This is a genomic window from Salinigranum marinum (genome assembly GCF_024228675.1).
Classification (GTDB): Archaea; Halobacteriota; Halobacteria; order Halobacteriales; family Haloferacaceae; genus Salinigranum; species Salinigranum marinum.
Window position 1 is genome coordinate 3,443,532 of record NZ_CP100461.1, and the last position, 15,741, is coordinate 3,459,272.

Sequence of the window (15,741 nt, forward strand, 5' to 3'; positions counted from 1 at the left end):
CGGGCGCACTCGGACGTACGACGTTCGGACTCAAGAGGTCACCTAAGAGTCAAATAGCGGTTTTACCTATCTCCCACGCGCCGCGAGCCGCGTCATCTCATCGCGTCACCCACCAGAGGGCGAAGCCCCCGAACAGCACGGTCGCCCCGCCCAGAAAGAAGACCAGTCCGGGCGACGCCGCGAGGCCGTCGACGACTGACGGCTGGGCCGCGGCGGCCGTCTCGACCGTCGTGGTCAGATCGGCCTGCGGGATCTCGGTGGCCGTCCGCGTCGCGATCGGTGCCGGGGTCGGCGTCGATCCCGCGGTCGGCAGCGGGGTCGTCGTCCCTGCCGTCCCCGCCAGTTCGGTCGGGGTCTGGGTCGCGGCCGTCGCGGGCTCGGCGGTCGAGACCGTCTCGGCGGCCGTGCCCGCTGGAGTCGACGCCTCGGTCGGCCCGGTCGTGGTCGTCGTCGCCTCGGCGATGTTGAAGCCGCCGCCGTCGGTCGGGGGCTGGGTCGTGATTTCGGTCGCCGTCGGCGTCTCGGTCTCCGTCGCCGCGTCACCCACGCTCGCGCTCGTCCCCGCGTCCCCTGCGGCTTCGGTTTCGGGCGCTTGCGCTGGTGCGGCACCGCCGTCGGCACCACCTCCGCCACCGGCCGAACCGAGGCCGACCGAGAGGCCGCGTCGGGCGAGCCGGTCGACGAGGACGCTGGCGACGCCGAGGACGCCGACCCCGCCGAGGAGGCGCGAGAGCGCCGCTTTCACCCCCGTCGTCTCCTCCTCGCGTCCGGCGACGACGACGAGGGCGCGGTCGGCGGGGACGTAGACGTTCATCTCCCGGCCCTTCTCGGAGTACACCGTGTCGCCCACCTCCACGAGACCCGCGTCCTCTAGCTTGCGGAGGTGGTACTGCACGTTCTGCAACGAGGTGTCGACGCGCTCGGCGAGCGCCGAGGCGGCAGCGGGCTCTTCGTGGAGGGCGGCGAGCACTTCTCGCGTGGTGGTCGACGAGAGGGCGTCGATGAGTTCGTCGGCGGCGTCCGAGTCGAGGCCGACGACCCGCGGTTCGTCGCTCGGGTCGATATCGGGTTTGGAGGGCAGCAGACCGGCCATCGGTCGGGCGTTTTCGCGCCGCGCGTATCAGTGTTGCTTCACGAGTCGTCCTCGACCGACCGTCGCGGCAACCCCGCGCAGGACACACGGGACCGCCGTCGCGTGGCTGCACGCGCGATTCGCGGTTCCCCTGGAACCACCCAGTCGGCCTATTCGACAATGTCGAAGAGCGCTTGACGACGGAGTCATGGGCTCGTTCAATACGCTTTGTCGCCGCCGTGAGCGTCGAAACCGCGGAACTCCCGACGTTTCCCGGTTCCGACCGGTCGCTGCTGGGTGTGGTTCCGTTGACCGGCACTCGTCGTAGCAAATATATCTATTTGCACTACTGCCAGGAGGAACAAATATAATACGAGGTAAAAAGAAGAAAACAATCTTAAATACTAGATATAATACGAATATAAATGGTTAATAGGGACAAAAACAAAAATAAAGTTGAAATACTGAGTGCCACAAAAACAACGATTTAATTGTATACGTCGAAACGTGTCGTTTATCGAACCAATACGGTTCGAAAATATCGAACTATTTGATGCGCCACGACGCACACACCGTCCCGACGGCGAGACACTGTGGCCGGCTGCTGTTACACTCATACTGCTGTAATATGATGCCGTCGAAGCGGAGACCCTGGCCGGTCAGTTCACAGGTAGCTCATGTTGAGTTCGATCTCGTTCGTCAGCCCGAGGATCATGTCGGGGAGTTCCCGTTCGAAGTACTCGCCTTTCAGGCGGTTGCTGGGTCCGGAGAGGCTGAACGCGCCGAGGACGTGTCTGGCGGGGTGTCGGACCGGCGCACCGACCGCCCGGAGGCCGGCGTGTGACTCCTCGCGGTTGAGGGCGAACCCGCGCTCGCGCACGGTGGCGAGTTCGTCGTACAGCTCCGCGCGGTCCGTGATCGTCTCCGCGGTGAACTCGGGCAGCCCCCAGCGGTCGATGATCTCGTCGACCCGCGCCTCGGGCAGGTGTGCGAGGATCGACTTGCCGGCGGAGCTGTCGTGGAGGAAGATCCGTTTGCCCGCCCGCGCGTCCGCCTCGACCGCGTTCTCCCCGATCGCGGTGTAGATGTAGTAGCCGCGCCCGTTCTCCTCGACGACGAACTGGACCCGCTCGCCCGTCCGCTCGGCCAACTGCTCCACCTTGTCCTCGACGAGCGCGTACCCCTGTTTCCGGGAGCGCGCGTACCCTCCCTTGTTGAGGAACTCCAGCCCGACGTAGTAGCTGTCGCCCTCCTTCACCAGATACGAGTTGTAACGGAGCGTCGAGAGGTAGCCGTGGACGGTGCTCGGCGGGAGGTCGAGGTGCGAGGCGAGTTCGGTGACCCGCGCCCCGTCGAGTTCCTGGATGGCGTCTACGATCTCGAACGCCGTCGAGAGGGTCTTGAGCGAGTCGCCGTCTGTACCGGGTGTCATACCACGCCTTTAGGCCGCTCTTGTATATAATTCGGTATTGCCGAAAGACTTTCACCCGATCTAGACCCGGGATTCGGGCCGTCAATGGGGGACACGAGGCCGACGATACCCGATCGGATTTCGTTCGGGTTTCTCGAATGGCTCACATCCCGTGGCCGCCGTCGGCGTGTGGGTTCGGGCGGACGACGCCCCCCGACGATCCCGACGCGCGTCGCCGGTTCCGGACGGGCGACGGAACCCATGCTACTGTCGGGAGTTTTTTGACTGGCGGGCGCGTTGCCGTGACATGGCGCTCGAATTCGGTATTCACTACAGCTGTCAATCCCCGGAGGGCGAGTGGGAGCGGGTCTACCGAGAGACGCTGAACCAGGCGGCCGAGGCCGAATCCCTCGGCTACAGCACCCTCTCAGTCGCCGAACACCACTTCCTCCCCGACGGGTGGGTTCCCGAGCCGTTCGTTTTGCTCGGCGGGCTCGCGGCGGTCACGGACGAGGTCGATCTGGTGACCAACATCGTCATCCTCCCGCTCCACAACCCGGTGAAGGTCGCCGAGCGGGCGGTGGTGCTCGACCTCCTCTCCGGCGGGCGGTTCAAACTCGGGGTCGCTGTCGGCTGGCGGGACGAGGAGTTCCGCGTCTTCGGGGTCGACAAGAGCGAGCGCGCGGGTCGCACGATCGAGGGAATGAAGCTCATCCGGCGGCTCACCACCGAGGAGTCCGTCACGTTCGACGGCAAGGTGTTCGACGTCGAGGACGTGACGCTGATGCCGCGGCCCGTCCAGCAGCCGATCCCGCTGTGGTACGGCGGGCAGTCGGAACTGGCGATCAAGCGGGCGGCCCACCGGGCGGACGTCTGGAGCATGAGCCCGATCGAGTCGCGCGCCGAACTGGCCGATAGCACCGACGTCTACCGCGAAGCGCTCGACGACGCCGGCCGCTCGTTCGACGAGGTCCGCAAGCCGCTCCGGCGGGAGGCGTACGTCGCCGAGGACGACGAGACGGCGTGGGAGGAGGTCGGCGACGCGCTCCTGTACGAGTACGCCGACGTCTACGGCGACTACGAGGACATCGGCCACTCGTTCGACCCCGAGAACCGCGAGGAGGCCGTCGAGGAGCTTCGCGAGCACGCCGACGGGCGGTTCATCATCGGCGGGCCCGAAACCGCCATCGAGGAACTCGAACGGTACGAGGACGCAGTCGAGATGGACGAGGTGCTCCTGCGGATGCACTTCCCGGGGCTCGACACCGACAAGGCCGCGAAGTCGATGCGGATCATCGCCGACGAAGTCATGCCTCACTTCGCCGAGTGAGGCGGCGGCCGGCCCGACGCCGGCGGCTACTGTTCGGCCGAACGGGGCGTCGCGAGGTAGTCGTCGACCGACTCGGCGGCTCGCCGCCCGTACACCGCGGCGTTGGTGAGTCCGGTGCCCCCCGGGTAGTTGTCGTAGAACAACTGCCCGGTGGCGTTTCCGGCGGCGAAGAAGCCCGGGATGGGCTCCCCACGGTCGTCGATCACCGCCGCGTCGGTCGTGATCTCGACGCCGCCGAAGCCGAACGTGATCCCGCCGGTCACCGCGTACGCGTAGAAGGGTGGCTCGTCCAGCGGGAGCGCCCAGTTCGACTTCGGCGGTCGACAGTCCGCGTCGTTCCCGTCGAGGGTGTGTGGGTCGAACTCGCCGGGATCACACGCCTCGTTGAACGCCACGAGCGTCTCCAGTGCGACCTCTTTGTCGACGTCGATCGTCGCACAGAGCTCCGGCAGCGACTCAGCGACGTGCGGTTCCGACGGCCCCGTCGCCCGGACGAGGTCGTGTGTCTTCGCGTCCAGCAGGATGTACGCGAGATGCTCCGGCTGCTGGAAGATCTTCCGGCCGAACTTCGCGTACGTGTGTGCTCGGGCGTTCTCCCCCTCGTCGACGAACCGCCGTCCGTCCACGTTCAGGATGACGCCGTACTGGTAGCCGTCGACCCGGTTGGCACCGCCGCCGGTGTCGGGCGCGTTCGCGTCGATGATCGCCATGTGCGCGCCGCTCCACTGTCCGACCGCGTTCGCCCCCGCGTCGATCGCCGCCTCGATCGCCTCGCCGGTGTTGTAGCCGCTCCCACGGACCTTCATGTCGTCGAAGCCGGGCCCGTAGTACCGCGTCCGCTTCTCGGGGCTGGACTCGTACGCGCCGCAGGCCAACACCGCCGCGCCGCAGTCGAACCGGAGCCGTCCCTTCGGGTCCCTCGCCTCGACGGCCGCGACGCTCCCGTCGTCGGCGAGTTCGATCGATCGCATTCCCGTGCGGTAGAACACGTCGCCCCCGTGGTCCGCGATGGCGTCGAGGAGCGCCGCGAGCAGTTGATCGTTGTCGAACCAGGTCCGCCCGACGGTGTAGCCGACGGCCAGGGGCTCCATGTCCCAGTCGACGCCGTGGCCGGTCAGCCACTCGACCGTCTCCGCGGCGTCGTCGACCAGCGTCCGGGCCAACTCCGGGTCGGCGTGGCCGCTCGTCCGGTCCATGATGTCCTGGTAGAACTCGTCGGCGGTGTAGTCCGGGACGTCGAACTCGTACCCCCACGGCGACAGGTCACAGTCCGCCGAGGGGACGCGGAACGACTCGCTGTACCCCGTCTGCCCGCCACGATCCTCCTTCGGTGCCTTCTCCAACACGGCGACCGACCGACCGAGCTCCGCCGCGCGGAGGCCGGCCGAGAGCCCGGCCATGCCGCAGCCGATGACGACGACGTCGTAGCTGTGTGATCGCATAGGTCTCGAACGGCTGAACCGCTGGACGGGGAGGGCTTAAACCTTCCTGCACCTGTCAGCCGCTCCGGCCTGTCGGCCGGCCCGACCTCGACGGCCGAGCCAACCCTGGGGAGACGTTTTGTACCCTCGTGGGTATCTCAGCGTATGAACGACCGCGTACTGGTTCTCGCGACGGGCGGAACGATCGCAAGCACGGCCGGAGACGGGGCGGGTGCCCGCCCCACGGAGAGGGGCGACGAACTCGTCGCCGCGGTGCCGGCGCTCGACGGACGGGTCGTGGTCGAGGACGTCGCCCGGTGCCCGAGCGTGGACATGACGTTCGAGACGCTCGCCGGCGTCCGCCGGCGCGTCCGCGACTGGGGGAGCGGGTCGGGCGTCGTCGTCCTCCACGGCACCGACACCGTCGAGGAGAGCGCGTACTACCTCGACCTGACCGTCGACGACGGGCCGCCGGTCGTGTTCACGGGGGCCCAGCGTCGGCCCGACCAGCCGGGTGCCGACGGACCGGCGAACATTCGCGACGCGGTCGCGGCCGCCGCGACGCCGGACGTCGTCGCGGGCGGCGGGAGCTACGTGCTGCTCAACGGCGAGCTCCACGCCGCCGCCGACGTGGTGAAAGCCCACACCTGGCGGCCGGACGCCTTTGCCTCGCCCGACGCGGGGCCGGTCGCCTCGTTCGGCCCCGCCGGCGTCGAGCGACACCGCGCGTTCGGAAGCCGGACGCCCACGGTCCCGCTGGCGGAGCCACCGACCGGGACCGTCGCCGTCGTTTCGACCGGCATCGGCGTCACCGACCGCCAACTCAGGCGGGCGGTCGACGCGGGCGTCGACGGGGTCGTCCTTGAGTGCACCGGGCTGGGGAACGCGCCCGAACCGGTCGCGGACGCGGTCGCGGACGCGGTCGACGCGGGCGTCCCGGTCGTCGTGGCGAGCCGGTGTCACGCGGGGTCGGTCGCGCCGGTGTACGGCGGCGGCGGCGGGCAGGTGCTCGCCGACCACGGCGCGCTGTTCGCCGGCGCGCTCTCGGCGTCGAAGGCGCGGATCAAACTCCTCGTGGGGCTCGCCGCTGGGATGGCCCTCGACGAGCTGTTCGCGTCGCCCGGCGCGTGAGTCGGATCGACCCGCCCCGACAGTATATATACCGCGGGCCGGAAGGTGGGGCATGTCACCGACAGCCACGACCGACGAGGACGGACCGGATATCGCCCGACGCGCCGCCGCGTACGCCGTCTCGTTCGACCCCGACGACGCCCCACAGGCGATCTGCGACCGCGCCGCACTGGTATTGCTCGACACCGTCGGCGTCTCGCTCCGGGGGAGCACGACGCCGCACGTCGTCGACGCCGCGGGGGCGCTCGCGCGGCTCTGGGGTGGCACCCAGGCGGACGGAGCGACGACGTTCGCGACCGCGGACCGCCGGTCCCCGGCGGTCGCCGCCTACCTCAACGCCGCCGGCGGGACGACGCTCGAACTCGACGAGGGGAACCAGCGCTCGGCCCACCCGGGAATCCACACGGTGCCGCCGGCGCTCGCGGTCGCCGAGTCGGTCGGTGCCTCGGGGGACGCGCTGTTCGGCGCGCTCGTAGCCGGCTACGAGGTCGGTGCTCGGCTCGGCGACGTTATCCGCCCGATGCGCGACGGCCTCCACCCACACGGGGGGTGGGCACCCGTCAGCGGGACGGTCGCGGCGGGCCGACTGCTCGGGCTGGACGAACGGGCGATGACGGCGGCCATCCGGATGGCTGTCACGCCCTTCGTCGTCGGACACTGGGACGCGGCGCTGACCGGCGCGACCGTCCGCGACGTCTACACCGGTGCCTGCTGTCACCACGGGATCACGGCGGCCGGCCTGGCCGACGCCGGCCTCACGGGCGTCGAGGGGGCGATCGAGGGGTGTCTCCTGCCCTACACCGCCGCGCGACCCGTGACGCCGGCGCTCCTCGCGCCCTTCGAAACGCTCGGCGAACGCTACTACCTCGCCGACAGCTACGTGAAACAGCACGCGGCCTGCCGGTACGCCCACGCCCCACTCGACGCGCTCGATCGGATCCGCCAGCGGACGACGGTCGACCCCGCCGACGTCGAGCGGATCGCGGTTGAGACGTTCGAACTCGGGCTCCGTCTCGACTCGACGCGCCCGGAGAACGTCCTCGCGGCGAAGTTCTCGACGCCGTACGCCCTGGCCGCGTCGCTCGTCACCGGTGGATCGGGCGTCGACGCGTTCACCGAGGCGCTCGTCGCCGACGACCGCGTTCGGTCGCTAGCCGAGCGGGTCGACGTCGTCGCGGACGAGGCGTTCGAGGCGCGCAGCGCCGACGGCGAGTGGGGTGCCCGCCTCACGATCGACCTCGCGGACGGGACGACGCTGACCGAGACCGTCCGCGACGCCCGCGGGGGCGGCGACAGCCCGTTCACGCGCGAGGAGGTGCTGGCGAAGTTCGATCGCCTCGCGGGCGACGTTCTCCCCGACCGGGACGTCGACCGGCTCCGCGACCGACTCCTCGACGTTCGCTCGGTCGCTGACGTCTCGACGCTGCTCGCGCCCGTGCTGGCGTAACCCTAACGCGGTTTTCTCACTGTCCGCTGCGTTCGGCTCCGACTCTGCGAGTGGGCGCGGGGCCGTGACTACAGCTCCTCGGAGGTGTCGCCGTGTTTGCCCTCGTACACCTCGGAGGCGTCGGCGAACTCGATCCGGCGGCCACGGCCGGCCGCCTCGGCCTTCCGGTAACAGAGCGCGGCGGCCGCGAGCGTCTCCAGCGCCGTCCCGCCGCTGTCGAAGACGGTGAGTTTGTCCGGCGACGTTCGGCCGGGAGCGTGCCCGGCGACGACCGCGCCCAGTTCCGCGTGGATGTGATCGTCGTCGACGACACCGGCCTCGCGCGCCTGGAGAAACGCGCCGGCGTCCTGGAAGACCCGCTCGCGCAGGTCCGGCACGTACGTCGCGCGACGGATCGTCTCGGCGTCGAGTTCGCGCTTTTCGGGGTCGTACTGTCCGATGGCGTTGACGTGTGCGCCGTCGGCGAGGTCGTCGCTCGCGACCACCGGCTCGCTCGCGTTCGTCGCGGTGACGACCACGTCGGCCCCGTCGACGGCGGCGGCCGCCGAGTCGCACGCCTCGACCGGGAGCCCGGTCACGTCGGTCATCTCGTCGGCGAACTGCTCGCGGTGGGCCGGCGTCGGCGAGAACACCCGGGCCGCCTCGAACTCCCGGACCGTCGCGACGGCCCGCAGCTGGCCGCGCGCCTGCGCCCCGCTGCCGACGACGGCGACCGTCGTGGCGTCCGGCCGGGCGAGCGCGTCGACGGCGACCGCACCCGCCGCCCCCGTCTTGTAGGTGTTGAGGTACGCGCCGTCGACGATCGCGAGCACCGCGCCCGTCTCGGCGTCGAAGAGGGGCGTCGTCAAGCGGGCCTCGCCGTCGGCGAAGCCCGCCGTGTAGACGTAGCCGCCCGCGACGCCGGTGTCGGGGAGGATCGCCGTGTAACTGTTGAGGAGCCCGGCCGGCTCGTCGCGCCGGAGCGTCACCCGGGGGTGCGTCGGGGCGCCGTCGCCCCGCTCGCGGTACGCCCGTCTCACCGCGTCGACGAAGTCGGTCGTCGTCGCCAGTCCGGCGACGTCCTCGCTGCTGAGGTAGAGTGCGCCACGCATGTCCACCCCTGCGTCGGGGGAGTTAAAAGGGGTTCCGGCGCGGTGTCGCCGCGGCCGACTCGCGTTCGACACGACGGCGACGGACTACTCGAGGGCGCTCGCGTCGACGGTCTCGCCGACGGGCACCCGCTCGCCGTCGCCGGGGCTGGCCAGCACCTCGCCCTCGGCGTAGACGACCGACCCGCGGACGACGGTCATCGTCGCCCGCCCGCGGAACCGTGCGCCGTCGAACGGCGTCGCCGTGCTCTTCGAGTGCAGGGACCGCCGATCGAGCGTCCACTCGACCGCCGGATCGACGACGGTGAAGTCCGCGTCGGTTCCCACTTGCAGCGAGCCTTTCTGCGGGTAGAGCCCCCAGAGCTTGGCCGGGCGGACACAGTGAAGCCGGATCCACTCGCCGAGCGAGAGCCGCCCCTCGTCGACGAACGTCGCCATCGCCGGGACCTCGGTCTCGACGCCCACGAACCCCGAGATGGACTCCCAGGTGTTCCCGAACGGGTCGGAGAGCCCCTTCTCCTCGTCGGTGTGGGGGGCGTGGTCGGTCGCGACGCAGTCGACACCGTCGCCGTCGATTCCCACCTCCCAGAGCCGGTCGCGCTCCGCAGTCGACCGGATCGGCGGCTGGACGCGGGCGGCGTTGCCCTTCTCGGCGTAGACGTCCTCGTCGAACCAGAGGTAGTGCGGGCACGTCTCCGCGCTGACGTTCACGCCGCGGGCCTTCCCCCTGGCGACGATCTCCGCGGCGGTCCCCGACGAGAGGTGGAACATGTGGACGGGACAGCCCGTGTGCTCCGAGAAGAGCGTGGTGCGCTGGACCGCCTCGGCCTCCGCGACGACGGGGCGCGACCGCGCGTGGTCGAGCGCCCGGTTCCGCCCCGCCGCCTTGGTCTCGGCCTCGTAAAACGAGAGGATGTCGTCGTTCTCCTCGTGAAAGCCCACCCGGAGGCCCGTCTCGGCGATCTCCTTCATCGCGTCGAACAGCTGGCCGTCGTTCGGCGGCTCGATCTCGCCGAACGTCGTCCCGAGGAACACCTTGTAGCCGGCCGCGCCGGCCTCCGCCAGCGGCGTCACCTGGGCCGTGTTCTCCGCCGTGAGCACGCCGTACGACTGGAAGTCGACGAGCGCGTCCCGGTCGGCAATCTCGTACACCCGGCGGAGTCGGTCGGGCGTCGAGACGATCGGGTCGGTGTTCGGCATCGCGATGAGCGTCGTGACGCCACCCGCGGCCGCCGCCCGCGTGATGGTCGTCCAGTCCTCCTTGTGCTCGTCGCCCGGCGACCGGGTGTGCACGTGACAGTCGACGACCCCCGGGAGCAGATACTGCCCGTCGAGGTCGACGACGCGATCGGCGCTCGGCAGGGACGCCGGTGTGCCGATGGCCGCGATGGTTCCATCGGTGACGCCGACCGCGACGTCCCCGTCGAGGGGTCCATCGGGCGTGATGACTCTCCCGTTTACGAACAGACTGTCGAGTTCGTCCATGCCGGACCATCCCCGCGGAGTACTATAACCTTCGGGGGCGACGCGGGTCCCCGGCTCTCGCCGCCCGTTCCTGTGGCCTGCTCGCCCGACGGATTACGACGACCCCGAGGGCGAGAGCGAGGGGGACCACTCCGCGTCGCCGAGCGCGTCGAGCCCGGCCCGGTCGGCGATAGTCGACGCCCGGCGGTCGGCTTCGGCCGCCAGCTCCGGGTAGCGGTCGACGACGCCCGGGGCCCGTCCGTCCTCGTAGACGACGCGGCCGTCACAGACGACGGTGTCGACCTCGTGGCCGAGCGCCTGATAGACGACGCACGCCGCGGGGTTCGGCTCCGCGCGGAGGTGTGCGAACGACGTGTCGAGACAGACGACGTCCGCTCGCTTCCCGGCCTCCAGGGAGCCGAGGTCGTCGCCCCGGCCGATCGCCCGCGCTCCCCGGATCGTCGCCATCTCGAGGACCCGTTCTGCGGTCACGGCGGCGGGGTCCCCGGTCTTCCCCTGGTGTGACAGTGCCGCCAGCCGCATGTCGGCGATCACGCTCGTCGTGTCGTTCTGACACGAGTTGTCGGTGCCGAGACCGACCGCGACTCCCGAGGAGAGGAGCGACGGCACCGGTGCGACGCCGGAGCCGAGCGCGAGGTTCGTCGCGATGTTGTGTGAGACGCTCGTGTTCGACCGCGCGAGCAGTCCGATGTCACGCTCGGACACCTGCACGCAGTGGCCGAGCAGCGTCCGCTCGCCCAGGTAGCCGGCGGCGTCGAGGTGCTCGATGCTCGAGGCGAGGTGTCGCTCCTGCTCCGGCGTCTCCGCGGCGTGGGTCGTCGTCATCACGTCGTACCGCTCGGCGAGGTCGTACGCCCGTTCGAGACCCTCCGCCGAGACGCCCCAGGCGAGGTACGGCGCGGGCCAGACCGATTGACGCCCGTCGCTCGTGCCGTGGTACCGCTCGATCAGGGACTCGGTTCGGCTGATCGCCTCGTCGGTATCGACGGGCTCGCTCTCGGGGTGGACGACGTCCGACTCTTTCCGGAGCTGCGTCCGGACGTACGCGTCGAGCGCGTCGTCGGACGCCTCGTCGAGGAAGCCGTGGGCGTAGATGTTGCGCACGCCGGCCGCCTCGTAGACGGCCAGCTTCCGAGCGATGACGTCGTCGTCGTACCCCGTTCCCGTCCCCCCGGCGTTCTCGACGAAGGTCGTGATGCCGCCCTGCAGCGACTCCGCGCAGTACAACGCCGCGGCCACCGCGTGGTCGTCGGCGTCCATTGCCGCCACGAACGGCCGCTTCGCGTTGAACAGCCAGTCGTACAGCCGTCTCCGCTTTCCGAACCCGCGGGACAGAATATCGGCCACGTGGACGTGTGCGTTGATAAAGCCCGGGAGCACGACGTGTCCACGCGCGTCGACGACGCGGTCGGCGTCGTGTGCCGCGGTGAGTTCGTCGACGGGCCCGACGGCGCGAATCGTGCCGCCGTCGATCGCCACCGCGCCGTCTTTCACTACCGTCCGACTGGGATCCATCGTGACGACGGTCCCGCCACGTATGAGTATGTCAACCACTGTTTCAGGCTCCGGTGCGGTGTTGACCGACGCGCCACTTAACACCGCGGAATCCCTCGGACACGTCGGTCAGGGAGGCACGCGAGGCTCGGTCGTCGGTCCGGGCGTCGGATCAGCGTGTGAAAAGGAAGCGAGGAGGAACGGACGGGCGGCGGTCAGGGGTCGGGCGGTGACTCCGTCGAACTCGCCTCGGACTCTGCGGGGGCACGCCGGGGGGCGTGGCGGTTGACCCACTCGCCGATGAACCGGAGCTTCGGGAGGACGCCGTCGGGCGCGTAGACGATGAGCACGATGAGGAGTGCCCCGTAGACCATGTAGGTCGCCGACCCGTACGCCCCGCCGAACTCGGTGATCGCCATGTGCTGCATCGGGAAGACGAGGAACGTCCCGATGATCGGACCGAGCAGCGTCCCGGCGCCGCCGATCACCGGGGTGATGGCGTACAGCACGGACTGGTTCACGGAGAACATGTACTGCGGGTCGAGGTACTGGATGTACGTCGCGTACATCGCACCGGCCAGCCCCGTGAGCACCGCACAGAGCAGCCAGGTGTACATCTTGTACCGTGGGACGTCGATCCCGAGCGACGAGGCCGCCACCTGGTCGTCGCGGATCGCCATCATGTAGTAGCCGATCTTCGAGTAGCGGAACCAGACCGACATCAAGAACGCGACGACCAAAAGGCCGAGGGCGAGGCGGTAGTGGCCGGTCTGCGAGAGGTTCAGGAGGGGATCGCCGGTGACTGTCGCGGGGACCAGCGAGAAGCCCCGCTCACCGCCAGTGAAGTCCCTGAAGTAACGGGCGAGAAAGCGCATCCCTTCGACGACCGTGATCGTCGCGAGCGCGAAGTAGTGGCCCGTCAGCTTGAACGACGGGTAGCCGATGACGAGCGCCGCCATGACGGTCAGGACCATCCCGACGGCGAACGCGACGATGTACGGGAGCTCGAACGTCACCATGAGGATCCCGATGCTGTAGCCGGTGAGCCCGAAGAACACCGAGTTCCCGAGCGAGATTTGCCCGCCGAACCCACCGATGAGGTTCCACGAGATCGCCGCGACCGTGATGATGTACGTCAGGATCAGGAGGTGGACCCACTTCGTGGCGAGGACGCCGGGCAGGAACGCCGCGGCGATCACCAGCGCGATCCCCAGGTAGACGGGCGGCCGGGCCAGCGCCGAGGCGACGTCTCGCACGCCACCTTGCAGAGTGCTAATGGCTCATCCCCCCGGTTCGACCGGCGAACAGCTGATTGATCCGATAGCGGATCATCGTCCCCCGACCGGTCGACCGGAGGATCAACACGGCGATGAAGAGGGCGAAGTAGATCGGCGGCGCGAGCGACGGCGAGATGTAGTAGCTGATGAACGAGTCGATGACGCCGATCCCGAGTCCGGCGGTGAGCGCGCCGGTGATGCTCCCGAGCCCCCCGAGCGTCACGATGACGAACGCCACGAGGAGGAGAAAGTTCGCGCTGATCGGCACGACCGAGCGCGTCGCGATGAGGACGCTTCCGCCCACGCCGGCGAGGCCGATCCCCAGCCCGAACGTGAGGGTGTAGATGCGGTCGATGTTGACGCCGAACGGCCGGGCGAGCGTCGGGGACTGCGCGGTCGCCCGGATCGCCAGGCCGATCTTCGTCCGGTACAAGAACAGGTAGAGGATCCCAGTCAGGACGATCGCGACGACGAAACCGTAGAGACGGACCTCCTGGATGTCGACACCGAGCACCGAGATCCCGCCGTAGCCGGCACCGGCGCTCCGCGGTGCGGAGCCGAACAGCAGTTGCGCGAAGTTCTGGAAGATCCACAGCAGGCCGAGGGTGGCGAACACCTGTGCGGCGATCGACTCGTCGATGACGCGCTTGATGACTACCTGCTCGCTGACGACACCGAACAGGAAGAACACCGGACCGACGACGAGCGTCGCCACGAACGGGTCGATCCCGAAGAAGGCCCACAGGACGTGTGCGAGATACATCGCGAGCAACACGTACGTGCCGTGTGCGACGTTGACGATGTCCATCACGCCGAACACCAGCGTGAGCCCCATCGCCATCAGTGCGAGGATACCACCGGTAAGGAGGCCATTGGTCACGAGCTGTGCCCATAACCCGAGGTCTATCATACCTTGTCAGGGATGCCCGTGATAATTAAAGCTGTTGTCGACGGCCAGTGTCACCCTCGGTATGCCGATACGACGACCGCGAGTGGGTTCCGAAGTTCAGTCTCTTATGCCCCTTAGCATCTACATACACAACCTATGTGGGTAAGGAGTTTTCATCCGATGCATTCTCGATGACCGCCGTAGGAAAAGATTTAAATAAGGGTGACAGATTACGTGTTACGTAGCTATGACAAATACTATCAACCGCAGGAGAGTGTTGCAGACGATCGGTGCAGGCGGTGTCGCCGGGCTCGCCGGCTGCGCCGGTGGCGACGGTGGCGACGGCGGTTCGTCGGACGGTGGCTCGTCCGACGGCGGTTCCTCCGACGGCGGCTCCGACGAATCGACGGGAACCGCGACGGGCTCTACCGGAGGCGAGGGACCGATCACGCTCGGGCTGAACTTCCCGCTCTCGGGCGGACTCGCCCTGTCGGGCACCGAGTCGGCGCGCGGCGTCGAACTGGCCGTGCAGACGATCAACGCCAACGGTGGCGTCAACGGTCGGGAGTTCGAGATCATCAAGCGGGACGCCCAGAACTCCGACGCGGGCGTGAGCAACGTCCAGGCGTTCGCCACGTCCGACGACGTCGACGTGATCATCGGCTCGTTCTCGAGCAGTATCGCCAAGGCCTCCTCTGAGGCCGCGGCCCGCTACGACAAGGTGTACTGGGAGACCACGGGCTTCGCGCCGTCGATCAGCGAGCCGGGCTACCAGAACGTCTTCCACAGCAACGCCCGGACGACGACGTACGGGCAGTTGGCCGGGCGACTCCTCGACAACGTGATCGCACCCGCGCTGGAGAAGCCGACCGAGGACCTCTCGCTCGTCATCCTCTACGAGAACGGCGAGTTCGGGAGCGCGACCCGCGACGAAGTGAACGCCCAGCAGGAGGAGTACGGCTACGAGGTCGCCGAGGAGATCGGCTACCCGGCGTTCGAGACGAGCGACCTCTCGTCGGCGATCGAACGGTTCAAACAGGCCGAACCCGACGTGGTCTACCACTCGGGCTACAACGCGGACACGAACCTCTTCTGGCAACAGGCCGCGGACCTCGACTTCTACGTCCCGGCGTGTCTCGGCAACGGGACCGCGTACGTGCTGGGAAGCTTCGTTGACGCCGTCGGCTCGACGACCGCCGAGGGGATCATCAACTCCAGCCAGCCCCACTACAACCTCAACGAGTCGTACGCCCCCGGCGTCGCCGACATCCTCTCGCAGTACACCGACGAGTACGGCGAGACCCCGATCTCACAGCTCCCCAACACGACGTACTCGTGTATGGAGATCCTGGCCGAGGTCGCGCGGGACACCGCGTCGTTCTCGCCCGCGGACGTCGAGTCGGCGGTGCTCGATCTCGACATCCCCTTCGGCGAACTCGCAAACGGCTTCGGCGCGAGCTACGACGAGGAGTACCACCGCAACGAGCGGGTGCGCGTCGCCGGGATGCAGTGGCAGCCGGACACGTTCACCGAGGACACCCACCACCCCGAGCAGAGCGACGGGACGCTGGACGTGTACGGCGTCTATCCGGACGAGGCCAAAGTCGGCTACACGGAGACGACGTCGATCCCACGCCCGGACTACACGCAGTAAGCCGGCAGGAACCGAGCGGATCAGATAACTTATCGGGGTGCC

The 15,741-nt window shown here is 68.7% G+C and carries 12 protein-coding genes; 4 read left to right on the plus strand and 8 right to left on the minus strand.

Annotation, left to right across the window (positions count from 1 at the left end; genetic code table 11):
- Nucleotides 1-97: 97 nt before the first annotated feature.
- Together NKJ07_RS17150 and NKJ07_RS17155 are read right to left on the minus strand one after the other, a co-directional pair.
- Nucleotides 98-1,093 carry an ArsR/SmtB family transcription factor gene (locus NKJ07_RS17150; RefSeq protein ID WP_318568007.1) on the minus strand — a complete coding sequence of 332 codons (996 nt, stop codon included), beginning with the start codon at nt 1,091-1,093 and terminating at the stop codon, nt 98-100.
- 643 nt (nt 1,094-1,736) lie between these two features.
- A complete protein-coding gene (locus NKJ07_RS17155) occupies nt 1,737-2,504 on the minus strand; it encodes an IclR family transcriptional regulator (protein ID WP_318568008.1) in 768 nt (255 codons plus the stop codon).
- Between the two features lie 286 nt (nt 2,505-2,790).
- Here NKJ07_RS17155 and NKJ07_RS17160 point away from each other — a divergent pair, with 286 nt between their 5' ends.
- Entirely contained in the window at nt 2,791-3,813 is a 1,023-nt protein-coding gene (locus NKJ07_RS17160; protein ID WP_318568009.1) for an LLM class flavin-dependent oxidoreductase, read from the plus strand.
- A 26-nt stretch (nt 3,814-3,839) separates the two neighbouring features.
- Here NKJ07_RS17160 and tcuA read toward each other — a convergent pair whose 3' ends face one another.
- Entirely contained in the window at nt 3,840-5,255 is a 1,416-nt protein-coding gene (gene tcuA / locus NKJ07_RS17165; protein WP_318568010.1) for an FAD-dependent tricarballylate dehydrogenase TcuA, read from the minus strand.
- Nucleotides 5,256-5,399: 144 nt separating this feature from the next.
- Here tcuA and NKJ07_RS17170 point away from each other — a divergent pair, with 144 nt between their 5' ends.
- Nucleotides 5,400-6,365, plus strand: coding sequence for an asparaginase (locus NKJ07_RS17170; RefSeq protein WP_318568011.1), 966 nt, complete (start codon nt 5,400-5,402; stop codon nt 6,363-6,365).
- 52 nt (nt 6,366-6,417) lie between these two features.
- Nucleotides 6,418-7,812 (plus strand): MmgE/PrpD family protein, encoded by a 1,395-nt coding sequence (locus NKJ07_RS17175; RefSeq protein ID WP_318568012.1) that lies wholly within the window; start codon nt 6,418-6,420, stop codon nt 7,810-7,812.
- Nucleotides 7,813-7,880: 68 nt separating this feature from the next.
- Here NKJ07_RS17175 and NKJ07_RS17180 read toward each other — a convergent pair whose 3' ends face one another.
- The 5 genes from NKJ07_RS17180 to NKJ07_RS17200 form a co-directional block, all read right to left on the minus strand.
- On the minus strand, nt 7,881-8,903 hold the full coding sequence (locus NKJ07_RS17180) for an ornithine cyclodeaminase family protein (protein WP_318568013.1): 1,023 nt from the start codon (nt 8,901-8,903) through the stop codon (nt 7,881-7,883).
- 84 nt (nt 8,904-8,987) lie between these two features.
- Nucleotides 8,988-10,385 (minus strand): dihydroorotase, encoded by a 1,398-nt coding sequence (locus NKJ07_RS17185; RefSeq protein ID WP_318568014.1) that lies wholly within the window; start codon nt 10,383-10,385, stop codon nt 8,988-8,990.
- Nucleotides 10,386-10,478: 93 nt separating this feature from the next.
- Nucleotides 10,479-11,900 (minus strand): amidohydrolase family protein, encoded by a 1,422-nt coding sequence (locus NKJ07_RS17190; RefSeq protein ID WP_318568015.1) that lies wholly within the window; start codon nt 11,898-11,900, stop codon nt 10,479-10,481.
- A 194-nt stretch (nt 11,901-12,094) separates the two neighbouring features.
- Nucleotides 12,095-13,135 carry a branched-chain amino acid ABC transporter permease gene (locus NKJ07_RS17195; protein WP_318568016.1) on the minus strand — a complete coding sequence of 347 codons (1,041 nt, stop codon included), beginning with the start codon at nt 13,133-13,135 and terminating at the stop codon, nt 12,095-12,097.
- A gap of 16 nt (nt 13,136-13,151) precedes the next feature.
- On the minus strand, nt 13,152-14,066 hold the full coding sequence (locus NKJ07_RS17200; RefSeq protein ID WP_318568017.1) for a branched-chain amino acid ABC transporter permease: 915 nt from the start codon (nt 14,064-14,066) through the stop codon (nt 13,152-13,154).
- 226 nt (nt 14,067-14,292) lie between these two features.
- Here NKJ07_RS17200 and NKJ07_RS17205 point away from each other — a divergent pair, with 226 nt between their 5' ends.
- Nucleotides 14,293-15,699: an ABC transporter substrate-binding protein gene (locus NKJ07_RS17205; protein WP_318568018.1), complete on the plus strand. Its 1,407-nt coding sequence runs from the start codon at nt 14,293-14,295 to the stop codon at nt 15,697-15,699.
- The last annotated feature ends 42 nt before the right edge of the window (nt 15,700-15,741 follow it).

Bases quoted from the DNA above. Each gene is read 5' to 3' on its own strand.
- NKJ07_RS17205 (WP_318568018.1), top strand. From the start codon at position 14,293: ATGACAAATACTATCAACCGCAGGAGAGTGTTGCAGACGATCGGTGCA.
- NKJ07_RS17170 (WP_318568011.1), top strand. From the start codon at position 5,400: ATGAACGACCGCGTACTGGTTCTCGCGACGGGCGGAACGATCGCAAGC.
- NKJ07_RS17190 (WP_318568015.1), bottom strand. From the start codon at position 11,900: ATGGATCCCAGTCGGACGGTAGTGAAAGACGGCGCGGTGGCGATCGAC.
- NKJ07_RS17185 (WP_318568014.1), bottom strand. From the start codon at position 10,385: ATGGACGAACTCGACAGTCTGTTCGTAAACGGGAGAGTCATCACGCCC.
- tcuA (WP_318568010.1), bottom strand. From the start codon at position 5,255: ATGCGATCACACAGCTACGACGTCGTCGTCATCGGCTGCGGCATGGCC.
- NKJ07_RS17175 (WP_318568012.1), top strand. From the start codon at position 6,418: ATGTCACCGACAGCCACGACCGACGAGGACGGACCGGATATCGCCCGA.
- NKJ07_RS17155 (WP_318568008.1), bottom strand. From the start codon at position 2,504: ATGACACCCGGTACAGACGGCGACTCGCTCAAGACCCTCTCGACGGCG.
- NKJ07_RS17200 (WP_318568017.1), bottom strand. From the start codon at position 14,066: ATGATAGACCTCGGGTTATGGGCACAGCTCGTGACCAATGGCCTCCTT.
- NKJ07_RS17150 (WP_318568007.1), bottom strand. From the start codon at position 1,093: ATGGCCGGTCTGCTGCCCTCCAAACCCGATATCGACCCGAGCGACGAA.
- NKJ07_RS17180 (WP_318568013.1), bottom strand. From the start codon at position 8,903: ATGCGTGGCGCACTCTACCTCAGCAGCGAGGACGTCGCCGGACTGGCG.
- NKJ07_RS17160 (WP_318568009.1), top strand. From the start codon at position 2,791: ATGGCGCTCGAATTCGGTATTCACTACAGCTGTCAATCCCCGGAGGGC.